The sequence below is a fragment of the Enterococcus sp. AZ119 genome, from assembly GCF_050546175.1.
GTDB lineage: Bacteria > Bacillota > Bacilli > Lactobacillales > Enterococcaceae > Enterococcus > Enterococcus faecalis.
The window spans coordinates 19,507-45,870 of sequence record NZ_CP172951.1 but is presented as its reverse complement, the minus strand read 5'-3'; the positions used below and the strand labels follow the sequence as shown (position 1 = coordinate 45,870).

General features: G+C 37.7%; 21 protein-coding genes. 6 read left to right on the top strand and 15 right to left on the bottom strand.

What is annotated here, in order from left to right; genetic code table 11:
• Nucleotides 1–93: 93 nt before the first annotated feature.
• Together radA and IGL37_RS00175 are read right to left on the bottom strand one after the other, a co-directional pair.
• On the bottom strand, nucleotides 94–1,464 hold the full coding sequence (gene radA / locus IGL37_RS00180; protein ID WP_002356050.1) for a DNA repair protein RadA: 1,371 nt from the start codon (nucleotides 1,462–1,464) through the stop codon (nucleotides 94–96).
• Between the two features lie 78 nt (nucleotides 1,465–1,542).
• Nucleotides 1,543–2,028, bottom strand: coding sequence for a dUTP diphosphatase (locus IGL37_RS00175; protein WP_002361472.1), 486 nt, complete (start codon nucleotides 2,026–2,028; stop codon nucleotides 1,543–1,545).
• Nucleotides 2,029–2,347: 319 nt separating this feature from the next.
• Between IGL37_RS00175 and proB the strand changes: the two genes are divergently transcribed.
• Both proB and IGL37_RS00165 read left to right on the top strand, forming a co-directional pair.
• A complete protein-coding gene (gene proB, locus IGL37_RS00170; protein WP_002389550.1) occupies nucleotides 2,348–3,163 on the top strand; it encodes a glutamate 5-kinase in 816 nt (271 codons plus the stop codon).
• Nucleotides 3,150–4,403: a glutamate-5-semialdehyde dehydrogenase gene (locus IGL37_RS00165; protein WP_025186428.1), complete on the top strand. Its 1,254-nt coding sequence runs from the start codon at nucleotides 3,150–3,152 to the stop codon at nucleotides 4,401–4,403. Before proB ends, IGL37_RS00165 begins: the two co-directional genes overlap by 14 nt.
• Nucleotides 4,404–4,494: 91 nt before the next feature.
• Here the strand turns inward: IGL37_RS00165 and IGL37_RS00160 are convergent, their stop codons facing one another.
• Nucleotides 4,495–5,442, bottom strand: coding sequence for a helix-turn-helix transcriptional regulator (locus IGL37_RS00160; protein ID WP_033918170.1), 948 nt, complete (start codon nucleotides 5,440–5,442; stop codon nucleotides 4,495–4,497).
• Nucleotides 5,443–5,506: 64 nt separating this feature from the next.
• On the opposite strand from IGL37_RS00160, the gene IGL37_RS00155 reads away from it, so the two are divergent.
• From IGL37_RS00155 to IGL37_RS00145, 3 genes are all read left to right on the top strand, one after another.
• A complete protein-coding gene (locus IGL37_RS00155; RefSeq protein WP_002364587.1) occupies nucleotides 5,507–5,974 on the top strand; it encodes a VOC family protein in 468 nt (155 codons plus the stop codon).
• A 7-nt stretch (nucleotides 5,975–5,981) separates the two neighbouring features.
• Nucleotides 5,982–6,491: a ClbS/DfsB family four-helix bundle protein gene (locus IGL37_RS00150; protein ID WP_002405038.1), complete on the top strand. Its 510-nt coding sequence runs from the start codon at nucleotides 5,982–5,984 to the stop codon at nucleotides 6,489–6,491.
• Between the two features lie 544 nt (nucleotides 6,492–7,035).
• The gene (locus tag IGL37_RS00145) at nucleotides 7,036–9,651 is read left to right on the top strand and encodes a YfhO family protein (protein ID WP_002370603.1); all 2,616 of its coding nucleotides are present in this window, start codon (nucleotides 7,036–7,038) and stop codon (nucleotides 9,649–9,651) included.
• A gap of 1,325 nt (nucleotides 9,652–10,976) precedes the next feature.
• Here IGL37_RS00145 and mprF read toward each other — a convergent pair.
• The 5 genes from mprF to IGL37_RS00120 form a co-directional block, all read right to left on the bottom strand.
• Nucleotides 10,977–13,568 carry a bifunctional lysylphosphatidylglycerol flippase/synthetase MprF gene (gene mprF, locus IGL37_RS00140; protein ID WP_002414160.1) on the bottom strand — a complete coding sequence of 864 codons (2,592 nt, stop codon included), beginning with the start codon at nucleotides 13,566–13,568 and terminating at the stop codon, nucleotides 10,977–10,979.
• 191 nt (nucleotides 13,569–13,759) lie between these two features.
• Complete coding sequence (locus IGL37_RS00135; RefSeq protein ID WP_033591767.1) at nucleotides 13,760–14,140, bottom strand: RidA family protein; 381 nt, start codon at nucleotides 14,138–14,140, stop codon at nucleotides 13,760–13,762.
• Nucleotides 14,141–14,239: 99 nt separating this feature from the next.
• Complete coding sequence (locus tag IGL37_RS00130) at nucleotides 14,240–15,454, bottom strand: MalY/PatB family protein (protein ID WP_033918161.1); 1,215 nt, start codon at nucleotides 15,452–15,454, stop codon at nucleotides 14,240–14,242.
• Nucleotides 15,455–15,468: 14 nt separating this feature from the next.
• Nucleotides 15,469–17,037, bottom strand: a complete 1,569-nt coding sequence (gene malX / locus IGL37_RS00125) for a maltose/glucose-specific PTS transporter subunit IIBC (protein ID WP_002378674.1) — start codon at nucleotides 17,035–17,037, stop codon at nucleotides 15,469–15,471.
• Nucleotides 17,038–17,185: 148 nt separating this feature from the next.
• Nucleotides 17,186–17,956: a MurR/RpiR family transcriptional regulator gene (locus IGL37_RS00120; protein WP_033918162.1), complete on the bottom strand. Its 771-nt coding sequence runs from the start codon at nucleotides 17,954–17,956 to the stop codon at nucleotides 17,186–17,188.
• A gap of 197 nt (nucleotides 17,957–18,153) precedes the next feature.
• Here IGL37_RS00120 and IGL37_RS00115 point away from each other — a divergent pair, with 197 nt between their 5' ends.
• On the top strand, nucleotides 18,154–18,357 hold the full coding sequence (locus IGL37_RS00115; RefSeq protein WP_002381332.1) for a hypothetical protein: 204 nt from the start codon (nucleotides 18,154–18,156) through the stop codon (nucleotides 18,355–18,357).
• A 46-nt stretch (nucleotides 18,358–18,403) separates the two neighbouring features.
• Here IGL37_RS00115 and IGL37_RS00110 read toward each other — a convergent pair whose 3' ends face one another.
• From IGL37_RS00110 to IGL37_RS00080, 7 genes are all read right to left on the bottom strand, one after another.
• Nucleotides 18,404–18,931: an HdeD family acid-resistance protein gene (locus tag IGL37_RS00110; RefSeq protein ID WP_002356034.1), complete on the bottom strand. Its 528-nt coding sequence runs from the start codon at nucleotides 18,929–18,931 to the stop codon at nucleotides 18,404–18,406.
• 247 nt (nucleotides 18,932–19,178) lie between these two features.
• Nucleotides 19,179–19,556 carry a DUF956 family protein gene (locus tag IGL37_RS00105; protein WP_002356033.1) on the bottom strand — a complete coding sequence of 126 codons (378 nt, stop codon included), beginning with the start codon at nucleotides 19,554–19,556 and terminating at the stop codon, nucleotides 19,179–19,181.
• Nucleotides 19,557–19,717: 161 nt separating this feature from the next.
• On the bottom strand, nucleotides 19,718–20,629 hold the full coding sequence (locus IGL37_RS00100; protein WP_002356032.1) for a PTS system mannose/fructose/sorbose family transporter subunit IID: 912 nt from the start codon (nucleotides 20,627–20,629) through the stop codon (nucleotides 19,718–19,720).
• Nucleotides 20,630–20,651: 22 nt separating this feature from the next.
• A complete protein-coding gene (locus IGL37_RS00095) occupies nucleotides 20,652–21,455 on the bottom strand; it encodes a PTS mannose/fructose/sorbose transporter subunit IIC (RefSeq protein ID WP_002356031.1) in 804 nt (267 codons plus the stop codon).
• A gap of 34 nt (nucleotides 21,456–21,489) precedes the next feature.
• Nucleotides 21,490–22,482 (bottom strand): mannose/fructose/sorbose PTS transporter subunit IIA, encoded by a 993-nt coding sequence (locus IGL37_RS00090; RefSeq protein WP_002356030.1) that lies wholly within the window; start codon nucleotides 22,480–22,482, stop codon nucleotides 21,490–21,492.
• 234 nt (nucleotides 22,483–22,716) lie between these two features.
• The gene (locus IGL37_RS00085) at nucleotides 22,717–23,229 is read right to left on the bottom strand and encodes a mannose/fructose/sorbose PTS transporter subunit IIB (protein WP_002385473.1); all 513 of its coding nucleotides are present in this window, start codon (nucleotides 23,227–23,229) and stop codon (nucleotides 22,717–22,719) included.
• A gap of 203 nt (nucleotides 23,230–23,432) precedes the next feature.
• Nucleotides 23,433–26,318, bottom strand: coding sequence for a sigma 54-interacting transcriptional regulator (locus IGL37_RS00080; protein ID WP_033918163.1), 2,886 nt, complete (start codon nucleotides 26,316–26,318; stop codon nucleotides 23,433–23,435).
• Between the last annotated feature and the right edge of the window lie 46 nt (nucleotides 26,319–26,364).

Sequence of the window (26,364 nt, the reverse complement as noted above, 5' to 3'; positions counted from 1 at the left end):
TCCTCCTCGTTTATTTAATAAAGACGTCTAGTGTTGTGGGGCGTACAAAAATCATACGCCACCAAAAACCTAAACGGATTATTTCTACTTTCATTATTTAAAAACTTTTCTTAATGTTTCACCAATTGTTGAAACGCCAATAATTTCAATCCCTTCAGGCGCTTCCCAGCCACCAAGGTTATTTTTAGGGACATAGACTTTTGTAAAGCCTAGTTTTTGCGCTTCACGCACTCGTTGTTCAATACTATTCACGCGGCGAATTTCACCAGTTAAACCAATCTCACCAATGAAACATTCCGAAGATGAGGTTCCTTTTTCTTTATAGCTAGAAGCAATACTGATTGCTAACGCTAAATCAATAGCTGGTTCATTAATTTTGACTCCACCAGCCGCTTTTAGATACGCATCCTGGTTTTGTAACAAAAGGCCTGCCCGTTTTTCTAAAACCGCCATGATTAAAGAAACGCGATTAAAGTCCAACCCGGTGGTCGTTCGCTTGGCATTGCCAAACATCGTTGGGGTAACTAACGCTTGGATTTCCACCAAAATAGGGCGTGAACCTTCCATTGCTACCACAATTGAAGATCCGGTGGCTCCTTCTAAACGTTCTTCTAAAAAGACCTGAGAAGGATTCATAACTTCAACCAATCCATGTGTCTGCATTTCAAAAATACCAATCTCATTCGTTGAGCCAAACCGATTTTTGACAGCCCGTAAAATTCTAAAGGTGTGATGCTTATCTCCTTCAAAATAAAGAACCGTATCTACCATATGTTCCAACATCCGTGGCCCTGCGATAGACCCTTCCTTCGTTACGTGTCCGACAATAAAAATGGCAATCCCATTCGTTTTTGCCAGTTTCAATAATTCGGCAGTTGTTTCTCGGACTTGACTGACACTACCAGCAACGCTGGTAACATCTGGCTGCGTCATTGTTTGAATCGAGTCAATAATGACATAGTCTGGTTCTAATTTTTCAATGGCTCGTGATATTTCGTGCATATCTGTTTCTGCGTATAAGTAAAATGTCTCGTTGACGGTGCCTAGACGCTCCGCTCGTAATTTAATTTGCTCAGCACTTTCTTCACCAGAAACATATAAAACCGTGCCACCTGTGGCTGCTAATTGTTGCGATACTTGTAAGAGCAATGTTGACTTACCTATTCCGGGATCGCCACCGATTAAAACTAACGAACCTGGAACAACGCCACCACCCAAAACCCGATTCAGCTCCACTAATTCAGTTTTTACACGCGGCTCTTTTTTAGGTACGACTTCAGATAGCCGTTGTGGTTGTGTCTTTTTACCAGTCAAACTTACTCTAGCACGACGATCAGAAGTATCTTGAATAACCTCTTCCACCATCGAATTCCATTGTCCGCAATTAGGACAGCGGCCGAGATATTTTGGAGACACATACCCACAGCTTTGACATTCAAATTGAACTTTTGCTTTTTTTGCCATGTAGAATCTCCTTATCTGTTGTTTATTTTAACATTTATTAAATGGTTTGAATAACGTTGCCTACTGAAAAAATGGGCTTTATTTTTGTCCAGACGAACCAAAACCGCCCGTTCTTTCTGCCTCGACTTGGTCATCATCCGCTAATAAAAACGGCTTAAAAATCCCTTGGCCAATTCGTTCACCTTTTTCAATGACAACATCTTCATATCCAAAGTTTAAAAATTGGAACATGATATGTCCTTCGTTATTCTCGTTATTATAATAATCACTGTCAATGACTCCGACACCATTCGCTAAAAGTAGGAACCGTTTTAGCGGGTTCGAAGAACGACTCACCAATTCTAAATATTCAGAATCAGGCATATACGCCTTAATTCCTGTTTTAACTAAAATTGGTTTGGGATTTTCTCCAGCTTGTTGTAACTTCCAAAGACTTGGTACAACGACCGTTTCGGCTGCTTGAAAATCATACCCCGCGGCACCTTTTGTTGCTCGTTGTGGGACACTCAAGCCCTCTTCTTGATACTTAGAAATAATCTCAAAACCACGTTGTTTCATATTCATTCTCCCCTACTGTCTAAACTACTCCTATTTTACCATAATCTCTGATACTCTGGTTGTTTTTAGTAAGTTTCTCATTTCTAAAAGCCCAGTTAATCTAGACTACGCAAAAAAGAGGAGAATTTTTGTTTATTTTCCTTCTTTTAGTCTATCATCTTCTCTTAAAATAAACAGACCAAATCCCAAAAAGTCCCAAGATTCCCTCAAAAAGTTCACACTTTCATTAAACTTTCTTTACTATTCATTATTTAGCACTTTCTAGTAGCCGCTGATTTTGTTATAATGAGTGTCAAATTTTACTGTAAAAAGAAACGAGGCACTTATGAGAAACAAACTCCAACAGGCCAAACGAATTGTGATCAAAGTCGGAACCAGTTCTCTGATTTATCCCAATGGCAATATTAACTTAAAAGCAATTGATCAATTAGCCTTTACTTTGAGTGATTTAAGCAACCAAGGCAAAGAAATTATTTTAGTTTCTTCTGGCGCAATTGGTGTCGGACTGAATAAATTAAATCTATCTGTACGCCCAACGACAATTCCCGAACAACAGGCAGTCGCTGCAGTCGGCCAAGCAGAATTAATGAACATTTATAATCAGCGGTTTTCAACCTATAGCCAACAAATGGCACAAGTTTTATTAACTCGTGATGTTATTGAATATCCTGAAAGTCGCAATAATGTTACCAATACTTTTGAACAACTGTTAAAAATGAATATTATTCCTATCGTCAATGAAAATGATACTGTCGCAATTGAAGAATTGGATCACTTAACCAAGTTCGGGGATAACGATCAATTGTCTGCCATTGTCTGCCAAATTGTTCAAGCTGACTTGTTAGTTATGTTATCAGATATTGATGGTTTCTTTTCAGACAACCCTACTGTCAACAAAGAAGCCACGTTATTTTCTGAAATCAATGAAATTAATGAAGACTTGTTCCAATTAGCCGGTGGTAAGGGAAGCCGCTTTGGCACTGGTGGGATGTCTAGTAAATTAAAAGCTGCTGAACGTGTGTTAGCTAATCAACAGGCGATGATTTTAGCAAACGGAAAGCAGCCAAAAATCATTTTTGAAATTTTAGAAGGAAAAGATATCGGTACGTTATTTATTAAAGGAGGGCATGAAAGTGACTGATTTAAAGCAACTAGGGCAACAAGCTAAAGAAGCCTCTTATACGCTAGGCTTGATGGATACTCGTCAAAAAAATACTTTGTTAAACAAAATGGCCGCAGCCATTGAAGCCAATGCGCCCCGCATTTTACAAGCAAACGCATTAGATTTAGAGCAAGCCGCTACCCACGGAATTTCTGAAACAATGCAAGACCGCTTACGTTTAACAGAAGAACGGATCACAGCGATGGCCGAGGGCATACGCCAAGTCGCTACTTTACCCGATCCAATTGGGGAAGTAGATAAAATGTGGCGCAATGAAGCGGGGCTGTTAATTGGGCAACAACGCGTGCCTTTAGGTGTTATTGGAATCATTTATGAATCGCGGCCAAACGTGACAACAGATGCCGCTAGCCTTTGTTTCAAATCAGGAAATGCTGTTATTCTTCGAGGCGGAAAAGAAGCGTTTCACTCCAATCAGATATTGGTGACAATTTTACAAGAAGCGCTAATACAACAAGCCGTTTCTCCCCATCTCATTCAATTTGTTGATGATACTTCTAGAGAAACAGCCCAACAACTTATGCGCTTAAATGACTACTTGGATGTCCTCATTCCGCGTGGCGGCGCCAACTTAATCAAAACTGTTTTGACAACAGCCACTGTTCCTGTTATTGAAACGGGCACAGGCAATTGTCATATTTACGTGGACAAAGACGCCCAGTTAACAATGGCAACTGAAATTATTGTCAATGCTAAATGTCAACGTCCTTCTGTCTGTAACGCCGCCGAAACGTTATTAATTCATCAAGAGGTGGCTGAAGCCTTTTTACCAACAATTGAAAAAGCCTTGAAGGAGTTTCACGTGGAACTTCGGGCAGATGAACGTGCGTTAGCAATTTTTGAAGAAGCCATTCCAGCGACTGAACAAGATTGGGAAACGGAATTTCTCGACTTTATCTTAGCAGTGAAAGTCGTTGATTCTTTAGACGAAGCCATCCAGCATATTAATCGCTATAATACAAAACATTCTGAAAGTATTATTAGTGATAATTACTTTGCCACACAACAATTTTTACAACAAGTGGATGCAGCCGCTGTTTATGCGAATGCTTCAACTCGTTTCACGGACGGTTTTGAATTTGGATTTGGCGCCGAAATCGGTATTAGTACGCAAAAATTACATGCCCGTGGACCTATGGGCTTAGCAGAGCTTACTTCGACAAAATACGTTATTTATGGAAATGGGCAAGCACGTTCTTAGAAAGAAAAACCCTTGATTTTTAAATCAAGGGTTTTTCTTTCTCCTCTCCAATGTGCATTTTTACACATGAGATTGTTCACAGTTCCACAATCTATTCTTGATATTTTTTTTGAATCCTCATTATACTTTCTACATACGCTTGTTTCACTTGGACTGGCTCTAAAATTGTCACTTCTTCACCAAAGCCCATAAAATAGTTGGCTAAAAATTGTGTTTCTGTTGGATGAATCTGTCCAACTAAAAAACACTGCGTGGGCGTTTCTTCCAACTGAATATTGTCAAAGCGATGTTTATAAAAAAATTCTTTGCCTTTTTCTGTAATGATTACTTTAAATGGAATCGTACGTGCCGTCGTTTGTTGATGGCGATACGATTCTTTCAGTTCTTCAGTCGTAAAATCCAGTGTTTGGTTTAACTGCTGAATAGCCTCCATAAAATCACAGCGGTAAGTACGCCAAGCCTTTTTAGTCACATCATAGCCTGAACAATACCAATATCCTTCTAAAATAGTTAACCGGGTTGGTAAGATTTTTTTCGTTGTTGCTTCATATCTGGTATAGTTAAACTGAATTACTTGTTGCGCCAAAATACAATGAAACAGCTGCTCTAAATTGCCTGGTGCTTCTACTTGTTCAATTCCTTCGTAATAGACGACCTTACTCATTTGACTGATTTTAAATTGGGTTGGTTCATCTAAAGAATGCAATAATTTTTGCTGAATTTGCTGATAGGAATGACCAAACGGTGACTCTGCGACTAATTTCAGTAATTGTAACGAAAAAAAGATCGCTAACACTTCATTTTCGTTAAAATAAATCGGCGGCAACAACGGTTTGTTTAAAACTCGATAGCCACCATAACGACCATTCTCCACATATAGCGGCACGCCTAAATTTTCCAAAGCTTCAATATCCCGCAAAGCTGTGCTTTTAGAAATCCCAAAAGTTTTCATTAACTGATTTAAATTAAACTGAGGATGGGTTCTCAAGAAAAAAAGTTCCTGATTTAAACGTTCTGATTTTTTCATTTTCCCCTCCATCGGTGTCACTTTTTGACACCTTTTATTGTTATGCTTATCTTATCAATCTTAGGAGGTTCAAACAATGAAAAACACACAATTTGCCCTTTTTATGGTCTTAAATGGACGAGCAACGGAAGCCTTGACGTTTTACCAAGAAGCCTTTGCTGGTGATATTCTTTTTAAAATTACTAATCAAGAATTTAAAGAGCGCTTAAATCCTTCTTTGACCATTCCCGCTGGCGAAGAACACTGGCTTTCTCACTCGATTTTACAAATGGACACTTTTCAATTACAACTAGCTGATAATCCTTTGTTTGCAGGAATGAATACCACGCCCACAGAACAATTGACCCTCAGCTTAACCGTCAATAGCCGTCACTCTGCCAAAACAATTTTTGAAAAACTCACGCGCCATCCCGAATCCTGTATTATCCAAGAACCAATTGAAAATGAATTTGCAACATTTTATGCGATTGTGAAAGATCCTTTTGGTTTAGTCACTCAAATTACTCAAGAAAAACAAGCAGATCCTACCAAGAAAGGACGTTAGCCGAAGAATGCGAACCTATGAATCAAAAGAAGCCTTGATTGAGGCCATTCAAATAGCTTCACAAAAATATTTAGCTGAATTTGCAGAAATTCCTGAAACACTTAAAGATCACCGAATTGAAACAGTAGCTAAAACACCTTCAGAGAACTTAGCCTATCAATTAGGTTGGCTCAACTTGCTGCTTTCTTGGGAAGAACAAGAACAACGTGGTCTGACCGTTCAAACGCCAGCTGAAGGTTATAAATGGAATCAACTGGGTGCTCTCTATCAATCATTTTATCAAACCTATGGACAAATGAGTTTAGAAAGTCAGCTGATTGCGTTGCAAGACACCTTAGAAAAATTACTTCATTGGATTGACTCGCTTTCCGAAGACGAATTATTTTTACCTCAACAACGGGCTTGGGCGACTACCAAAGCACAATGGCCTCTTTGGAAATGGATTCACATTAATAGCGTTGCCCCTTTTACTAGTTTCCGAACGCAAATTCGCAAATGGAAAAAAGTGTGTCTTTAAAAAGTTATCCACATTTTTTCAAAAAAAGCTTGACAAGCATTTTTAAATTCTCCACAGAAAACTTTGTGGATGAAATTTCTTGTTTTTTCCAAAAAACTTTTCCACAGTGCTTATTTGTTCGACATTAAATCTTTGTAAATTCTAGAAAAAAGAAGATGAAAACGTTGTTTTAATAACGTTTTCATCTTCTTTCAACTTTAGGGATTCCTTTACTTTTAGCAAGCAGGCCTTCTGAACTTGCGTCTATTTTTTTTAGCAACTCGAAAACATATCCTTGTGGATAAACCGAGATAAAAAGCTTTTTTGTGGTTTTCAACAGAGTTATGCACAAAGTTATCCACAGGGTGTTTTCAGCAATTTTTCGGAGAATATTCGTTGTTTTAATCTGGTGATTTAGCATTTGAATGTCAATCCCTTACTCCTAATTCTTCTTCACTCCACCCTTAGGATCCTAATAAAATTTTAAAGTTTTTCTTCTATTGGTACATCAAATAAAGAGTATGATAAACTATAGGTACTTTCGAAAAATCAGGTGAGGTTATTTATGAAAAATAAAAGTAGGCAGTTTTTAAAAAACAACTGGCCTTATATGTTAGCCAGTTTCTTCATTCCATTTTTAATTATGGCAATTATCTATTTGAGTATTGGGATTTATCCAGGAAGTAGTCGCAGTGTTTTAGCCAGCGATGCCTTTTCTCAATTTTCAAATTTTCACGCAAGCTTTAACAATGTTCTTCATGGAAAACAAAGTCTTTTCTATACGTGGAATGCTTCTTTGGGACTAAACTACTTGTCCTTAATTTCCTATTATCTTGGTGGCTTATTTACGCCGCTCGTCTTTTTCTTTAACAATCAAAACATGCCTGATGCGCTCTATTTCCTAACGTTGTTGAAAATTGGGAGTGCCGGCTTGAGTTTTTGGTTCTTGGCAAAACAAACCTTTAAGATTCCTAAATGGTCCCATGTGACTTTAAGTGTGTCTTATGCGCTAATGTCCTTCATTGTGGCCCATTCAGAATTAATTATGTGGCTGGATGCCTTTATTTATCTGCCACTCGTAATTTTAGGAATTCATCGTTTAATGGACCAACGAAAACCGACATTATTGTTTGTCAGTTATTTCTTGCTTTTCATTACAAATTATTATTTTGGCTTTATGATTGGGTTGTTTTCCTTCCTGTACTATTTTGCACGAACGTTTACAGACTGGCAACGATATAAATCTCGAATCGTTGCGTATTTTACTACTTCTCTTTTAGCTGGTGGAGCATCCATGATTATGGTCTTACCTGCTGTCTTAGATTTACGAACCAATGGTGAAACTCTTTCTGAAATTACAACCTTTAAAACAGAAGCGACTGCCTTTTTAGATATTATTATGAAAAATATGATTGGCGTTTACGATACAACCAAATATGGGTCCATTCCTTTTATTTACATTGGGTTGTTGCCTTTGATTTTTTGTCTCTTCTATTTCGTTACGAAAGAAATTCCATTGAAAAACAAACTACTTTTTGGCAGTTTGTTTGTCCTATTGATTGCTAGCTTTTACATCACGCCCTTAAATTTATTCTGGCACGGTATGCATGCGCCGAACATGTTTCTTTTCCGCTATAGTTTCCTCTTTTCATTCCTAGTTATTTTGCTTGCTGGTTATGGTTGGGAAAAATTTGAAAAGGATGATCTCGGCGTCTTAAGCGGCTTGATTTTGATTCTTTTAGCAATTTTTGCTCTTGCAATGGGCACAAAAGGTGCTACTAGTTATACGTATGTGACTTTAACCTCTTTCGTATTAACGGCAACTTTTTTACTATTATACTTTTTCGGGATTGCTTTTTATCAATTGAAAAAAGCGCCTATGCAATACTTAGTGATTTTGTTGTTGCTGCTCGTTTCTGGTGAAGCAATCATTAATACACGAGCGATGGTCACTGGTATTTTAGATGATTGGAACTACGCATCACGCAGCTTGTATTCTGAACCTTATCCTGACTTAAAAAATCTAGTCGATCAAACAAAAAAAGAAAATGATACCTTTTACCGCTTGGAAAATTTAAATGGTGTTTCGGCCAATGACGGCATTAACTATGGCTACAGTGGCATTAGCATGTTTTCTTCCGTACGGAACCGACATTCTTCAACATACCTAAACGCCTTAGGTTTCCGCTCGCGAGGCACGAATTTAAATATTCGTTACCAAAATAATACCTTGTTAATGGATGCTTTGATGGGCATTAAATACAATATTGCTGAAAACAATCCAATGAAATTCGGCTTTGAGCGACAAGCAGCTGCTGGTAAATATCAGCTTTATCGTAACGAAAATGCTTTGCCGTTAGGATTTTTAGCAGACAAAGAGATTTACAATGTCCGGCAACCTCTCAATGATAATTTAGGTAGTCAAACAAATTTACTAAATGCTTTAGCCAATACCAATGAACGGTATTTTACCTTTTATCAACCAACGATGACGCTTCAAAATAACGTGACAATTACGCAAAATACAGCTGGCGTAACTTTTACGGAGAAACAACATAACGTAGCCAAAGAGATTTCTTATACAGTCAATGTGCCCGCCAATACGCAAGCTTATTTGAGTTTATTCCCAACGGATTTTGCTCAATTGGAAAGTTCCACTGCGACGGTCACCGTGAACGGCTCGAGTCAGCAATCACAAATTGGCATTACTGGCCAATATTATAATTTAGGCTACTATCCAAAAGATACAACTGTTAACTTCAAAGTAAGTTTTTATGGAACCAAAGCAGTAAGTTTTGTTCAGCCGCAAGTAGTTGGCTTAAATACCAATGCATTTGAAAAAGCCATTTCCGCCGTGCAAGAAAAAGGCGTTGATTTAACCACTGGCAAACGCTCTGCTTCAGGTACCTTTACCGCCGACAAAGATCAAGTACTCGTCACTACAATTCCTTATGACAAAGGTTGGCGTGTCAAAATTGATGGCAAAAAAGTTACCCCAAAAGCCTTTAAAGATGCCTTTCTAAGCGTTCCTGTCAGCGCTGGAACCCATACTATTCAGTTCTCTTATTTACCAGAAGGATTGATTCCTGGCATCGTGTTATTCGTTCTATGTACTGGTGGTTTCGTTGCCTACGTAACCTTGATTCCTGCTAGACGAAACCGTAAAAAAGAAGACAAATAAAAAATCTTTCACAAAAAACTAAGGGTTATTATTAAAATGACTCTTTATCAATAAGGTCTGATGAGTTGTGAAAAACAAAATCTGAGACAGAATGGGATTCATTCTGTCTCAGATTTTTTTGTTATAAATGATTTAGGCAGTTAAAATAGATATTCGTTTATTCTATGAAATATCTATGCTTCCTCAACCTTTTAATTTCAAATTGCTAATTTTATCCAACAAGACAAACATTAATTTGATTTTTTTATGTAATTCCTATGATTTCCATTTAAACTACTAATGACACTATATTAAATAAAAGCAACCATAATTTACCAAAAAACAACAATTTAGTTGCTTTTACATCTTTGGTATTACTGTAAAATAGCAATAAAAAGATTATCACTTCAATAGAAGAAGTACTAATTGATAACGGTAATCTATCAATTGTTACTATTTCAGATATAAAAAGAACAAGAAGATTAACTACGCTTACTGACAATAGCAGACTTATAAATATATCTTGATTATAATTTTTTTTAAACCCAAAAATAAGTAAAACAATTTTCAAAATTATGAACGTAACAAAAAAGATACACAAATTAGCGATTATAACAATAACTATCATAAAAAAATTAAATTCTCCGTTTGAAATATTTAATAGTTTTGACGACTCTTCAATCATTTTTAATAGCTTATTATCTTTTTCTGTAAGAGTAAAAAATAAAAAAATATTTGAAACAAGGTACGGTATAAAAAATGCAAGTATCGACCAGTTCCACTTCTTCGTTTTCAATTGGCTCACCTACCTCATCTAAGTTTATAGCAAAATAGTTATATTCTGATTCGTTATGTAAAACTAAAATAATTAAATGCACCTACTGCTTCCAATCGCATTCCTAGTGAGGCATTTTCTACCAAAATGGCTAATTATTTATCCTCATTGTAAAACATCTTGATTAATTCTAATTTTGATTTAGTTCACCCTAGTCCATGAATTTGAATAAAACAGCTCGACATTTTTACATTACAGGCCATTATGATAGTGTTCTAAACAATATTCAATTACATACTTAGCCAAATTATTCACTTGAATACTTAACTTCTGGTCTTATAAAATTATGTTCTTTCTGTTTATCGGCCTTACTAATCTCAAAATTTTACGTTAAATATCGACATAACGAGATTCCATATTAAAAGATAAACAACCGCCACTCTAATTAAATTCTAATAAGACGCAAACTTAATGTCAACCATTCTTTAATAAAAAAATATATTCTTTGATTAATAATTTGTGATAAATAAAAAAGTTAGACCAAAGTCTAACTTTTTTATTTATATTAGAGTTAAATTTCAGTCATTGCTTCTTCCACAAGCGAAACACTTTGATGTCTTCCTTTCGTAATCAACAAGGAAAGTTGCACAAAAGCAAAGAGTACACTGGTCCGCTTAGGATAAGCAAAATAACGTGGTTGCCAACTAGTGACATATTGTTCTTTGCGCTTGCGTGTATCTTGAAACGCATAAATTTGATAACTATACTTGTAAAAAATATTAACAAAGCGTTCTTTTAAGAAAGAGTACTTGCTCTCCCCTACGTTAGCCAACGGCGCCATCCCAATATCAATTAATTGATAGCCCTGCTGTTGATAGGTTTCAATAAAATGAGTGAACAAATATTCTCTAGTAAAAGCAGGTGCTTCTGAACGAATACGTAACAAATCATACGAAATACTTTTGCCTTTTTCCATTTCTTTTCCAGTAATGAAACCGATGACCGTTTGTTTCTGTCTCACCAAGCCCACGCTACTGCATTTCAAGTACTCGGGATCCAACCGTCCACCAATAAAGTAGCGCTCTTTTTGATTCCGTGACCAGTCCGCAGAAACTCGTTCTAACTCTTGATATAAGGCATCACTAATCGTTTCGGGATAAAATTCAAACTGAAAATCCGCTGCTTCTGCTGCTATTTTTTCAGTCACTGTTTCCGTCCAGGCTGTTTGATTCACTGTTGACGGCTCATCAAATTGAATCAAGCCTTCTTCCCCAACTTTCATAAATTCAAAGCCGCAATCGTGAAGATTCATAACATATTCTTCCGAAATACGATAAAAAACTAATTGATAGCCTAACAAATCAGCTTGATCCATAAACGCCAGTGTCGCCGCTGTCCATTTCTCTCGTTGCCCAATCGGATCCGCCAAGACAAAGCATTTATTAAACTTCATTTGAAACCCAAAAAGTACTTGATCTTCGTCTTCTTCTTGGTAATAAAAATGACCATAATCCTTTAAATACAAAAATTGACTGCCTTCGTTGCCACCAAATTTTTCCAAAAAGCGTGTCAACCGCGCTTCCTCAAACCCCTCACCTAAAGTAACAGTTGTTTCGGCTAAATATTGATACAAAAAGAATAAACCAATCAAGGAAATACTTAAACCAATCAATCCGTTAAACCAAACATCATCTGACGGAAACAACAAAAAGTGATTGATAACTTGATTGCCACCAGCTGGTCGTGCGGCGTAATAGCCAGCAACCGCATAACCGATAAACAAGCAGCCAAACAAAATACTATCTACCGTTAAAGCGCCCCATGAATAAACAAACTTTTCACGATAAAATTCTTTACGAGCCAAAATAACCGCCAATAAAATAACAGCATAAACAGCAATCAACTGCCACGAAGTCGTTCGTGCCACCGTATTTACAATACAAAATCCTAGTAAAATAATTGTAGGCCAATAAGCTTTTTTCACTTTCATAGAAATGCCTCGAGCTAAACCTAATAACAAGAATCCTACAAATAAATTCAATGTTTGATCTAAAAAATTAAAAGAAAAGGGAAGTAACACTTGGAATAAACGACTGACATTCGACAAATTCGTCACAGTCGACAATAGAACCATCATAATCCCTGCAAAATATAACGCCGCCACCAAAATAAAATGCGCCACTTTTTGTGAAAATAACCGAGGTAAATTATCAAAAAATTGATTGACTTTCATGCCTGCTTGTTGCAAGAACAAAATAACTCCTGTCATAAAAGGCGTCACATAATAAAACAAACGATAATACAACAACCAGACGACCGCTTGTGATCGATCAATCCCTAATTGTGACAAGCCCAAAATCATTAAGACATCAAACGTTCCCATACCACCAGGAACCATGGTTAACATCCCGATTAACGTAGCGATAACAAACATTGGGTAAACAGAAACCATCGAAACTGGCACCTGCATCAAGCGACCTATCATTAAGAAAGCAAACATCCCACCTAGCCATTGACCTAATGAAGCGCCGAATAATAGGAGCACCGCTTTTGGAAAAAATGTTTTAAACAATGTTCGCCGTTTTAAGTACGTGAAAAACCAGAGCGCTGGCGCAATCAGGCTGCCCAATAATAACCAAACCCAATATTCACGAAAAACATTTTGGGTTCGAATAAAAAATAAATCAACAAACGCCACAAAAGATAAAATAGATAACCCTGAAATCAAGAACAGAGCAACTTTTGAGACCGTTGCTACAACCTTGCCCCGCGGTACATCTTTTCCGTAAAAATTAATCCGTAGCGTTGCCCCAACCACGCCGCCAAAACCCGCTAAGTTATTAATGGTATTAGTGACCCAAGCCGAAGTTAACCAATCCATTCGTTTCATTGGTGGCTTACCTTCTTTTTCCAATAATTTAACGACTACATAGTCATAAAGGAGCATCGGAATAACCCCTAATAGTCCTGCCAAGACCATACCAATTAAACGCCCCGTACTTTGTTGTTCCATCGTGGAAAAAATATCCGCCCAGGTCATGCCTTGAGCGATATGTGTCACTTGGTTAGCCACGAAAACTAATACAGAACCAAGAAAAATTAGTTTCAATAATAAACTGTGTTCTTTCAACCACTGCGTTAGTTGGCTAATATTTTTTTTCATCTTATAGCCTCTTTCATATCTCTTTTCTATTCATTTAACTTTCGTTTTATCGATTTTCTTCCATGGTAGCCTATTTGCTGAAAATTTTCCAGCACGGCTAGACATTTTGGCTGAATCGTATTGTTTTATTGAAAAAAAGAGTGAGAAAAAAATCTAAGACGATTTTTTTCTCACTCTTTTATCTGTATTTTTTACGCCACTACTTCTGCGATAATCTCAATCTCCACCAACACATCCATCGGTAATTTAGAGATTTCAATCGTTGTGCGTGCAGGATATTCCGCACTAAAATATTCAGCATAGACTTCATTGAATGCCGTGAAATCCGCCATATTTTGTAAATAGCATGTCGTTTTGACTACATGAGCAAAATCACTACCAGCTTCTGTTAAAATCCCTTGAATATTTTTCAGTACTTGATTGGTTTGTTCTTTAATCGTTGTCCCAACCACCTTACCTGCTTCAGGATCCAGTGGAATCTGACCAGAAGTAATCAATAAACCATTCACAATTTTTGCTTGTGAATATGGCCCAATTGCTTGTGGTGCTTGCTTTGTTTTAATTGTTTTCATTTCTTTTCCCCCAGTAAATGACAAGTTGTTACTTTTTGTTATTTTATTTGTTTCTATTTTTCCATTGTACTGCAACCATTTTCGGAATGCTATCTTTTCTCAATTATTCCTAAGCGCTGATGCTGTGCCATCCTTTTGTAAAACAGCTTCAAAACCTTGGCGCATCCTTTCAAGTCCTTCGTGTAGTTTTGCTTGCGAACAGCCAATATTTAACCGTAAAAATCGTTGCCCATTACCGCCATAAATCGAGCCGTCCATAATAGCGACTTTCCCCACAGAAACTAAAGCCGCTTGTAAGCGGGCCACATCTGGAACTGCCTCTGATACGTCCAACCACATTAAGTAAGTTGCCTCCAGCTCCGTCACTTTAATTTTTGGCAAATAGGTCTGTAAAAAATCTTTCACGTAACGTTGGTTCTCCGCTAAATAATCATTCAACTCGTCCACCCAAGTACCACATTTTTGATAGGCCGTCATGGTTGCTAGCATTCCCAAAATACTTGTTGATGATAGACCATCGGCGTTTTTTAATTTGAGCTGAAAAGCGTCACGCAATTCGTTATCTGGAATTAAGGCGTAAGCAAAAATCAGCCCTGGAAAATTAAAGGTTTTCGTGCCACTGGTAATAATGGCAGATTTTTTATAATCAAATTGCGTAATTGGTCGATGAACATGGCCTTTATTAACGATATCCATATGAATTTCATCAGAAAGTAAAAACACATCATACTGTTGGCACAATGAAACTATTCGCTCTAATTCCCATTGCTCCCAAACACGTCCTGTTGGATTATGCGGGGAACATAAAAGCAAACAGCGATTTTCTGGTTGCGCTAGTTTTTTTTCTAAATCAATAAAATCAATGCTGTAGCGCTTCTCTTGATAAAGCAGTTCATTCGCCACTACTTGCCGCTTATTTTCCTGAATAACTTTAAAAAATGCATCATAGGCAGGTGTTTGTAAAATAATGCCCTCCCCTTCGTTAGTCAATAATTGAATCAAAGCAGAAATACCATAGATAACGGTCGGGGTATACATAATCCAGTGTTCTTCAATCTTCGTCTGGAATCTTGTCTGGTACCACGTTTGAATTGCTTCTTTTAATTGCGGATGGTTCCACCTCGTGTAGCCAAATACTGGATGGTTCAAACGCTCCTGTAATGTTGCCAGAACTGCCTCTGGCACAGCAAAATCCGTATCGGAAATAGTGAAGGGAAGCAAGTCCGCTTCCCCAAATCGGTCTTCTACAAAATCCCACTGTGTACAATACGTTCCTCGTCGATCAATTGCTTTATCAAACGACACACTCTTCACCTTCTGTCTTTTTTCTAACCTAAAATCATCTCTAATTGATTACGGACCGTTGTCACTTTGGTTCCGATAATCACTTGTACATTCTGCGCATCTAAATGTACAACGCCTAAAGCCCCTAATTGCTTTAATTTGTCATCATCTACTTTATTAGCATCTGCTAACACTAAACGTAAACGCGTAATGCAATTATCAATAGCTTGAATATTCTCTTGCCCACCCAAAGCCGCTAAAATCCCAGGCGCATCATAGCCACCCGTTTTCTTATATTGAACTTCTTGATCGGTATATTCAGTCTCATCTAAAACCTTGTCTCGTCCAGGTGTTTTTAAATCAAAGGTTACAATGACTGTTTTAAAGACGAAATAATAAACAACAAACCAGATAGCGCCGACAATGAGAACCCACCACCATTTTGTATAAGTTCCTTGTAACAAGCCAAAAATAACAAAGTCCAGTAGCCCGCCATCAGTGTTCCCAATCACAACACCCAATAAAGCCATTACCATGAAACCTAGACCAGTCATAATGACATGAAACAGCCATAATAATGGACTAATAAATAAGAATAAAAATTCAATTGGTTCTGTAATGCCAGTGATAGCCGTAGCAATTACACCCGAAAGGAGTAAGCCTTTAATCTTATGTCGATTCGCCGGAGCTGCAGTATGATACATCGCAAGTGCCGCCGCTGGTAAGCCAAAAATAAAGGTTGGCATTTTCCCTTGTGACAAGAAAGCTGTTGCGCTTGGTGAAATCGGTAAATTATTTTGCAATTCTGCATAGAAAATATTTAACGCACCAAACACTTCTTTGCCAGCCACCACCGCTGAACCCCCTGCTTCAGTAAAACGAATCATGGAAACCAAAATATGATGCAACCCAAACGGTAACAGTAGACGTTCCCCTGAACCAAACAGAAAAGGCCCAAAAATACCAGAACGTTGGATAAGTTGGCCAATCGCCATAATCATTAGCGCGAAAAGTGGCCAAACTAACGGAATTACTAAGCCCACGAAGGCCATCACTAATGAAGTAATAATTGGCACAAACCGTGCGCCAGAAAAGAAGGCAAAACTATCTGGTAGTTGCACCGTATAAAATCGATTATGCAACTTATAGACAATAAGCCCAGCGATAATTCCACCAAGAACGCCCATTTCAATCGTTTGAATCCCAAAAACCATTCCTTGCCCGGCTTCCCGCAACTGTTCAGGATCCACGAGGCGATTCGTCTGCACTAAATAGAAATTAATCGCTAAATTCATCACCGTATAGCCTACGAAACCTGAAAACGCAGCAATTCCTTTTTCTTTCCGAACTAACCCCAACGGAATGGCCATTGCAAACATGACAGGTAAATAGGCAAACGCAAAACCACCAATTGTCGACATAAATTGGAAAATAATTTTCACTGCGGGCTTTCCTAAAAACGGGATCGTTTCAATCATGGATTCACTGGAAAAAGAACTTCCTAATCCCAACAAAATCCCCATAAAAGCTAATAAAGCCACTGGCAACATAAACGTTTTACCTAATCCTTGGAAAAACTCCCAGAAAGTCGCTTTCTTTTTCTTTACTGCCATTTCTTAACTCCTCCATTCATTCTTTACAAAACTAAAAATGATTGCGTTTACATTCATTGCCCTCATTATAACTAGCCCAAAACAAAGAAAAAAGAGGCTACCCTTTTTCTGTATCCCCTTACATCATTTAGTATGGTGTTGCATAAAATTACCGCGGCTGCTTTGCCTCTGCATACATTAATAAAACCGTATCGAACAAACAAATGACAGCAATTCTTGAACTTAAATCCACGCGCTGATGATAACGTGTCGTCCCTTTGGCAAATAACGTCGTCGTCGACAATTTTTCCAAGGTGCTTCCTTTAGTCGAAATCAAACTAATCATCGGCACTTGCTGTTCCTGCGCTACACGTGCATACGCTAAAATCCCCTTAGTTTCTCCTGTATAACTGACAAAAATGGCTAAATCCTGTCCGTCCAGATTCTTAACTGCTGCCGCTTGTTCATCCCAATCAGATCGTGCATAGGCTTTTTTTCCTAAAAATGTTAGCTTTCGTGCAAAATCAGTACAAATAGGAAAACTGCCACCAACACCGAACACTTCAATCGTATTCGCACGCTCAATCATTTTAAGCATTTCCGCGACTTTGGCTTCATCCATTTGTTGAAAACTATCTTGCACATTGGCAATCAACTGTTGCGTAATAGCTTGAAAACTACGACTATCGCTTTCTGTGCTCTCGCTCTGCACCGATTGGACGATTGCGTATTTTAATTCTTGGAAGCCTCGATAACCTAAGTGTTTTGCTGTCCGAGAAATAGTGGCTGTTGAGACAAACAACGCCTGCGCCACCTCATAAATGGTTTGTGAACTAATTTCCGTCATATGCGTCAAAATATAATCCAGTACTTGATTTTCAATTTTACTTAAATGACTTCGTTTCTTTTCTAACAAAGCGATTAATCCCTCAGTCGACATCCAATCCCTCACTTTAAATCCTTTTTTATAATTATACACCAGAATATTCTGATTATTTCAATAAGAAAGTCCAAAATAACCAACAGCGGCTCCATCATTCGCCAGAGAAAAAAATCAGCCTTCCGATGGAGGTACTTGTTGCGCTTTCTTGCTATACTCTGTATATAGAAAACAGGAAAAATTTGGAGGTAGTACGTATGAATAATCAACGACCAATGTTTATAAATATTCTTTTAGTGGTCCTTTTATTTTTAGTTGTCGGTTCACTCTTTAGTGCCGTTGTCGGTATCGTGGGAAGCTTATTGTGGCTAGCAGTAAAAATTTTAGTTCCCGTAGCGATTATCGTGTGGCTTGTTCGAACAATTTCGGGAAATAATGGCAACTGCCGCCGTCGTTATTAAAAAAAACAGGTTTTCCTTTTCGGAAAACCTGTTTTTTTTACTTCTTTTATCTAAAAGCATATACAATATTGCTAATACCAAACATCATAAAGTAGAAGCCAACTAAGAAGCTTAGAGTTAATGCTGAAGACAATGGATTAAATAATAACATTACACCTAAGATAATCCCTAAAACGTCAACAATTAATGTGAACCAGAAGTAACCTGTGCTTACTCGTTTAGCAAAATCTAAAGTAAATAAGCCGAAAATTGAGTCGAATAAAAACCAAATTGCAAAAACAAATGGTAACACAGCGACACCAATATTTAAGTTAAACAATAAGTAAACACCAATTAGGATATCAATAATCCCTAAGATGATTGGTGCATAAGCTTTGTAGCCTAGCAATTCTTTCATACGATTACGTACAAAAATTTCGAAAATCCCTTTAATAATAGCAAAAATCGCAAAAACCATCACAATGGCAATTAAATTACCGGCAGGATTTTGGAAAGAAATTAATGCAGTCAGAACAAATAGAATTCCTAATACTAATGAACCCCAGTCCATTCCATGATGTTGTCGTTGTTCCATGACACTCACTCCTCTATAAAATAATTTATTACACTTATTATGTTACTACTATTTTACAAGGTGTCAAATATTTTCATCGTGCTTTCTGAAAACCATTTCAATGATAACTCCATTAAAAACAACGTATCACTTGATTGTCTCTTTTTTGGTGCACAATTGTGCCTTTTTTGTATAAATAAGTCCCTCGTTTTCCCACAAAAAAACCGCTACTTTTTCATCTAGTTTATAAAAAAGTAACAGTTATAAATTATTTTTTCTTTTTCCCAATCGAGAGAATCCCTCTTTTTATGACATCAAAGAAACTCAAAGATTGGACCATATGATCTGGGTCAACATATTCACGAATAGCTCGTAACACTCGCTTCGGCTCTTTTGAAGCAAACGTATACGTCCCATTTTTCTTGGTTTGAATCGCATAACGAGGAATCCATTTTCCTTTGAACATTACTGAAGCCAACACGTAATCGACTTCTTCCCACGGAATTTGGATAAACTTACGTGGATCTTTGGCATGGTAAAATTCAAACCCGCGGTCACCTATCATAATTTGTCCATAATCTGTTAATCCTGTAAATGCCGTCGCATCTATAACTAAATCAACTTTTGTGTTTAATGATTGTACCATGTTATCTGCTCCATTTCATTCGACTAATTCCTCTTTATTATACGTTTCTTTCCTGATCGAAACAAACAAAATTACATCTTTGTTTAAAAAAGCGGAAGAAAAGTTTCTCGACTTCTCTTCCGCTTTTTTTGATTAGAAGTAATAAACTTACCTCGTCATTCTTATAATAAGCCGATTAAGTGGCCGACAACGCCGACTACGAATAAACCAAGAATGATAACGATTGGGCTAACTTTTTTCTTCAATAACCACATACATAAGAATGTAAGTAGTAATGGTGCTAGACCTGGAATCAATTGATCTAAGTTATCTTGTAAAGTAGTAACTTTCGTTGGTGAAAGCGCCAAGCCTTGGTTCACTTGTTCAAAGGCTTTATGCATTCCTTCACCGCCAGCAGGAAGTTTATCCCACTCGATATAAGCACCTTTGTCTAACTTAACTTGTGAGACAATTGGTAAGAACTTAATCGATACCCAACGTTGAACTAATGCGGCCAGTACGAACATCCCTAAAATAGAAGCACCTTTTGTAATATCTTGTAGTAAACCACCTGAAAGGTCATCAGTAATTTTAGAACCTGCTTTGTAACCAAACTCTTGTGTATACCACATGAATGACCAACGAATTAAGTTCCAAGCAACGAAGAATAAGATTGGGCCTAAGATGTTACCACCCATTGCTAAGGAAGCACCTAAAGCGCCTAACATTGGACGAACAGTAAACCAGAAAACTGGGTCACCGACACCGGCTAAAGGACCCATCATCCCAACTTTAACCCCTTGAATCGCTACGTCATCAACTGGTGCGCCATTGGCACGTTCTTCTTCCAAAGCTAATGTTACACCAAGGATTGGTGAGGCAATGTATGGGTGTGTATTAAAGAATTCTAAGTGACGTTTTAACGCCGCTGAACGTTCTTCTTTCGTTTTATATAATTTTTTGATTGCTGGAATCATTGAGAATGCCCAGCCGCCGTTTTGCATACGTTCATAGTTCCAAGAACCTTGGATAAATGTTGAACGCCAAGCTACAGCTAAACGATCTTTTTTAGTTAATTGAATTTTTTCTGCCATTTTCTTTGCTCCTCCTTCAGAATTAGTAGTCGTTTAAAATATCGCCTAATGGGTCGCCAGAGTTGCCTCCGCCATTTGAGTTAGAAGAACCGCCCATTTTAGATAAGTTCAAGTAAATAAGAGCTAAAGCGACACCTAAAGCACCTAATGCGATTAATGTTAATTGAGAAATCGCTGCGACTACGAAACCGATAATGAAGAATGGCCATACTTCTTTTGTTGCCATCATGTTGATTACTAATGCATAACCTACGGCAACGACCATACCACCACCGATAGCCATACCATCAGTTAACCAAGCTGGCATTGATTCTAAGAAATTACGAACAGTGTCAGCAGGAATGAATAGTAACGCACCTGCTGGAATCGCAATACGAATACCTTGTAAACATACAGCGAAAATGTGTAACATTTCAACTTGTTTAATGTTGCCTTTTTCAGCAGCCGCATCCATCATGTGAACGATTGGCACCGCAACTGTCCGAACGATCATTGTTAAGAACAAACCTGCAACCGCTAAAGGAACTGCGATGGCAATCGCTGAAGGAACACCTTTAACACCTTGGCCACCTAAAACTAAAATAATTGCTGAGGCAACAGATGCTAAAGCGGCATCCGGTGCAACGGCAGCCCCGATGTTCGCCCAACCTAACGCGATCATTTGTAAAGTACCACCTAAAACAATTCCGGCTTCTAAATTACCAGTAACTAATCCGATTAATGTACATGCTACTAACGGTTGGTGGAATTGGAACTCATCCAAAATCCCTTCCATACCAGCTAGAAAGGCAACGAGTAAAACTAAAATAATTGATATAACAGACATGATAAGCCTCCTATTTTGATTTGTATTTGGCGAGTTACGCGTTTGCTAACTCATTTTTTGCTTTTTTCAAAATTTCGTCCATATTCGCTTTTGAATCATTTGGCACTTTACGCACATCAAATTTGATGCCTTTGGCTTTTAATTCATCAAACGTATCAACGTCTTCTTGACCCATTGATAATACTTTGCTTACAACGACTTTTCCAACAGAGTGAGCCATTGAACCAACGTTTACTTCTGGGATTTCTACGCCGCCTTCAACCACTTTTAAGACGTCTTCAGGATTTTCAAATAATAATAATGCTTTTGTATTGCCAAAACGTGGATCTTTCGCTACTTCAATCATTTTACTGATTGGAATAACATTGGCTTTTACTCCTGGAGGAGCTGCTTGTTCGATTAATTTCTTACGTAAGTCATCTTTTGCAACGGCATCAGAAACAACAATAATTCTGTTTGGTTGTGTTGCTTTTGTCCAAGCTGTTGCTACTTGACCATGTAATAAACGTGAATCAATACGTGCTAGCACAAATTTAATTTTGCCATCGCCAACAACTGTACCTGGTGGTAACGAACCTTTTGGCTGTGCATCTTCTGTCGCAGCAGCTTTTGGTGCTTCTGCTGGTTGTAACTCTTCTGGTTTAACTTTGACACCATCTTTTGCTGTTTCAAGAATGTGTGTCGCAATTTCTTGTGCTGATTCCATAGAGAAACGAGAAGCATATGCTTCAATAACCATTGGTAAGTTCATACCTGCAACGATTGCCCATTTGTCTTTATGATCTTCTAACAATGAGTTCGCTTGGTTAAATGGTGTTCCTCCCCATAGGTCAACTAAAAATAGTACTTCGTCTTGATTGTCAAACGATGCAATGGCTTCTTGCATTTTTGCTTTTACATCATCGGGACCTTCGCTAGGCATTAACGTAACTGCTTTTACATTTTCTTGTTCGCCAAAGATCATTGCACCAGATTGCAAGATCCCTTCAGCAAATTCACCGTGACTTGCTAGGATAATTCCTACCATTTTTATACCTCCTGTATAATTGATGTTTTTTTTCATGGTTGTACTGCTAAACGCTTTCACTTTTTGAAAAAAATCAGATAAATCAGATTCTGACAAAAATAAATGAAAAAATTTCAATAGTTCTTGATTTTTTTCAACATCAGCACTTGCCTTTATCAATACAGTTCATGAAGCAATGATGTTGGTCCTAGGCCACCACATCCTTTCAATGTCTTTCGTCTGTAAAAATTAACGTCAGCTGGCGTTATTTTCTTTGCTACGCTCTTTTTTCAGTAAATCCATCAAATTCACTTGGCTGTCTGCTGCGACTTTTCGAATTTCCAATTCAATACCTTGTTCATTTAAAAACAGAAATGCTTTTAAATCGTTGGCATCCACTGCGACTGCATTCGTAATCATTCGCTTGCCTGTACTGAAACTCATTCCGCCAATATTCACAGAAGTTAGTTGTACACCGCCTTCGACCACTCGTTTCACGTCCAAAGGATTAGTGAATAACAACATGGCTCGAAACGAATCAAAACGAGGATCAGGGTAAACATCAATCATTTTTTGAACAGTGATGACATTTACTTTGACACCAGGTGGAGCAGCTTGAACCAACAAGGCTTTTCTCAAATTGTCATGAGCAACGGAATCACTAACCACTAAAATGCGATTAATGTTCGTCAATTTTGCCCAAACAGTTGCTACTTGGCCATGAATTAATCGATCATCAATTCGAGCTAAACGAATATCCATTACCATCGGGAATGCTCCTTTAAATTCATTTTTAAAGGTTAGGACCTTTGTCTTTTTACCTAAAAATTTTAGGTAAAAAGGGACACCTTATTATAAGCAAGTTTCGTGCCAACTTTAGTGTATCGGTTCGAAACCTAGAAAATTATAGGTTTTTTTAAGAAAATAAAAAAAAACGATACACTAATAAATAGTGTATCGTTTTTTCTGTATTAATCTAGTGTATCAATTTCGGTGATTTTATCTTCGATACACTGAGCATTTTTGACTAACTGTGCGATAAAATAAACTTCTTCTGCTGGAACATCCATATTAAGAGCTTCTTCCATAGTCTCAATTGAGGCCACAATCACTGGATAAATTGGTTCTTGAACCAATCGACCAAGTTCCTTTTCTGAAACCGTCAGTGTATCATTCCGTAAAATACGCTCCAACATGCCCGATGTGTGCATAATCAAATTGATGTAAAATGTGTACTCTTCTGGCATCGCTAATTGGGTTTGGATATTTTTAGCGAATGACCACAACAGATCAATGATTTTTTTTCCATTAATGAAAGTGAAACTTTGCTCCATATATTTTAGACAAATTTCTTTTGCTGCCGCTTCGTCCAACGGCTTATTCATTACTTCTTCTTTCCGCTCTGCTAGTAATTGCTGAATAATTTTTTCTGCTTCACCGGAAAAGAAATTTTCCATGGAAATATAAGGAACACCAATTTTGGGATTGGTAATCCCAGTTGTCGCAATAATTTCATAGTCTTCTTGAATTTTAGGCAAGACTTCTTTCATATTTACAATGGACAAAGGAATCACTTCTAAATGCCAGTCTATTTGTGGCAAGACAGCTTCCTCAATAAGCTCTTTCATTCGGCGCGCAGTTCCTTCTCCAGAAGCGCAGATAGCAATAATTGCTCTTGTTTTCCAATTTTCAATGATTTGTTTCGTTTCACTTTGGCGAATATCGGCATAGCCATGAAAGTTTTTTAAAGACTCGTGAAGTGTTTCCAATTGTGTATCAATTAATGCGGTTTTGCGGGCCGCTTCAAGAACAATTGGCGTGGTCACCATGTCTACTGTCCGCACATCAATGCCTGTCTGGCGTACAATTTCTTCTGAAAACGTACTTAATGAACCCATGTCCACTAATAATAGTACGCCATTTTCTTCATTCACTTCACCAACTGCTTCAACGATTTTACGCAAAGCTTCTTTCGGTGGCATATCTAAAGGCATATCCACAGCCTTCAAATTATCAACATTTAACAATTGAGAAACCACTTGTACCATACTGCTAGCGGTACTATTTCCGTGCGCAGCCACGACAATGCCAATCCGGCCAGCCTCAGGATTTTCTCTTAAAGAAATGAGCAAAACAGCTAAATAGTAACTTTCAGATTCAGGAATCTCCATCTGATAACTACTTTCAATAATATTTTTAATTTCTTTTGCTGTTTCAAACTCTGTTGGATAATCTAAAACCATATTTCGAATACTTTCATTTAAAGGATGCTTAGGATCTTTACCTAATTGGATGCGTTTCAAGAAAGAACTAATGTGTAAACTCATTGCATAAATAAAATTGGGTTGAAACGAATACGATAACCGCTTCGCTGCAAAATTATAAATTTTCTTAGTGACATCAATAATTCGTTGGTCAACAATTTCAGCCAATTTATTTTCTGTATCAAAGGTGAATCCATAATCTTTGTAGAAAGATTTTAAATGAACATTGATATCCGTTGTAATAAAATTATTAATTAGTTCTTGGTCCAAGCCGTCTGCTTTTAAGAGAGCCGCTTTATCTCCAATAATCTCATATAGATTGTAAGGCAATTCATAGGCATCTGACTGAATAGCTACTAAAGATTCATTTGGTGATACCACTAATTGCGGTTCCAGATATTTCGATAACTCCGACAATACTTCTCGATTACTGGCAAGTTGCATAATGCCTTCTTTAATATTGTCCGTTAATTCGTCCATCGTAATCATTAATTCCTCTTGTTCCATCTGATTAAGGAACCCTCGCGCAGTCACAAGTTGCACATTCGATTTTAGCTGACCGACATTTCCATAAGAAACACTTCCAATTAACGCTTTGACCACATCTTCTGACAAAGAGATTCGCCGTTGAATCCGCGCTGCTTCCATTGAAACCATCACTTTTAGGAGGTCAATTTTTTCTTTCGCAGGACGGTCACTAAAGTTCGGTAATTGAATGATAATCGGAATGCGTCGCACAAAAGTATTCAATAAAGAAGAAGTAGGATTCTCCGTCGTAGCACAAATAATCCGAACATCCGCATGATGTGATTTCACTGTTTCACCTAAACGCGCGTACACGCCGTGATCCATAAAATAAAAAATCATTTCTTGTCCTTCGGGTGGTAACCGATGTACTTCATCTAAAAACAGAATGCTGCCATCTGCTTCATCAATAATCCCTTCTTTCGCTTTCGTAGCGCCTGTGAAGGCCCCTTCTACATACCCAAATAAATGCGACATCAAAAGTTCTGGATTATGCGCATAGTCTGCACAGTTAAACACCACAAACTCTTTTTCTTTGGCCACAATTTGGTTCAGCTTCGCAAACTGAAACATGGCATGAGCAAAATAAGTTTTCCCAGAACCTGTTGGTCCAGTAATTAAACAATTCAAGCCTTTTGGCGGATATAAAATCGCTGCTTTGGCTTGTTCCACCGGCGTTTTCATGCTCCCAGCTGAACCGATAATTTTTTTAAAAATATCTTCAACTTCTGGGGTTTTGCTGGTCGTGACTACTGGTTCAACCAATGGTTCGATAAAAGCTTTTGTGGAGTGATCCATTGATTTTTCCCGATAACTTTTAACTGGCTTGGTTAATGGTCGATGCTGAAACGCCACCTGCGCGACATATTTTACTGGTCGACCAGATAATTTTTTCAAGCGCCCTTCACGAACCAGTTGATTCAAATCTTTACTAGCATTGGTCCGCTGAATGTTTAAACGTTCTGAAATTTCTTGTGTCGTGACTCCCGCATCACTTGTTAAGGTCATTGGCGTTAAATTCTTCGTTTGCTCTTTAACATATTGATAGATTTTTTCAATCCGCTTCATTTTTGATGGCTCCTTTAATCGATACACTAATTAATTTACATGATAC